Raw genomic sequence first — 1,446 nt, 5'->3', positions numbered from 1 at the left:
CGTCGATCAACTCGCCGTCGAGCACCGGGCCGACGTGTTCGACGTCCCGCCCGGCGGCGGGGGTCAGCGCGGCGTTTTCGTGGTCTTCTCGGTTCGGTTCAGTCATCGCCTGCCACCCCCTTGCCGGTTTCAGCGGAGAGCGCGGCGGCGAGCCGGGAGGACAGTCCACGGGAACATCCCGTTGCCTCCCGCACCCACGCCGGAGTGATCTCCACCCCCGGCGCCCACACCGTCCGGGCATCGATGAGGTAGTCGGCGAACAGCTTCCGCCGGGCCGGTCGCGGCCCGCGAGGTGCCGCCGGTTCACGAACCGGCGCGCTCAGCTCACCCACCGGTTCGGTTGGTTCGTGAGCCGCCGCGTTCGGTTCGTGGATCGCGGCGGCCGGTTCCTCAACCGAGGCCGGTTCGGGCGCTGCCGCTCGGTCGGTGGCGTTCATGAACGCCACCGCCACAGCGTCGGTGAGCTTGTCCCGCAGGTCCGTGACCGCTTCGGCGGCGACGAACACCACCAGCGGCGGAACCGAGTGCAGCACCACCCTCGCCGGCGACCCGGAAACCCACGATGACCAGGTGTTCATCACGTAGGTAGCGGCCAGCGTGAGCCACTTCGCCGCCCGAACCCACGCTCCCGTGTGGACCTGGTACCGGGCGGTGACCTGTTCGGCCCGCAGGATGGCCAGCAGAACCAGGCACACCGTGGGGTCCAGCAGCCATGCCGTCAGCCACGGCAACGACCCCACGGCCGACCCGGCGGCGGCGAACCACTGCACGTTGGCCGTGGTGAACGCCAACCCGAGCACGATCCCCGACCAGCACAGCCGGTCCACCTGAGACCGGACCCGTTCCACCCGCAGCGCCACCACGTCGGGGTGGGTCTGCCAGCGGCGGACGTCCGCCGCTTCGGCGGCATCCTTGGCGAGTCGTCGCGCCCGGCCCGCCACGGCCGCCGCGTTCTCGTGGTTGGTGGTGGTCATCGGCGACCACCACCCCGGCGACGCGTGCTGGTGGTGTCCATGGACGTGACCGTGAGGGCACGCGTCAGGACATGGGCCGCGATCAGGTCCGGCACTCCGAGGACCACCAGGACCAACGTGGGGTTGTGCACGTGGGTGATCACCAGCCACTGAACGCCCGTGAACGCCGCTCCCGTGAACAGCACCCGCCCGGCCAGCGACACCACCCGCGAGCTTGCCCGCGCCGCGTCGGCGGCCCGGCGAGCCTTCCGGGCGCTCCACCGCCAGACCATGAACAGGACCAGCAGCACCCCGATTCCGGCGAGAATCTGTGTCGGCGTGAGGTTGACCGTCATCGGGCCTCACCACCCCGGCGACGCGCCCACACCGGGTACAGGGCACGCCGGTCGGTGTCCGGCAACGCGCCCCACACCCCGACCGTGTCCGGCCCGGCCGTCCGCAAGTCCAGTTCCCGGCACTGGTCGATCACCGG

Annotated in this window: 2 protein-coding genes; both read right to left on the bottom strand. The window is 71.3% G+C overall.

Translation table 11 applies throughout. The features are described from left to right. Window positions 1-98: 98 nt before the first annotated feature. The gene (locus tag C2L58_RS09180) at window positions 99-974 is read right to left on the bottom strand and encodes a hypothetical protein (protein WP_103337133.1); all 876 of its coding nucleotides are present in this window, start codon (window positions 972-974) and stop codon (window positions 99-101) included. Beyond that, window positions 971-1,309 (bottom strand): hypothetical protein, encoded by a 339-nt coding sequence (locus C2L58_RS09175; protein ID WP_103337132.1) that lies wholly within the window; start codon window positions 1,307-1,309, stop codon window positions 971-973. The genes C2L58_RS09180 and C2L58_RS09175 overlap by 4 nt, the downstream gene beginning before the upstream one ends. Window positions 1,310-1,446 lie beyond the last annotated feature (137 nt).

It is taken from the genome of Amycolatopsis sp. CA-126428, from assembly GCF_002904335.1.
In the GTDB taxonomy this organism is placed as follows: Bacteria; Actinomycetota; Actinomycetes; order Mycobacteriales; family Pseudonocardiaceae; genus Amycolatopsis.
The sequence above is the reverse complement of the archived record's forward strand: the minus strand, read 5'-3'. Positions and strand labels throughout refer to the sequence as shown.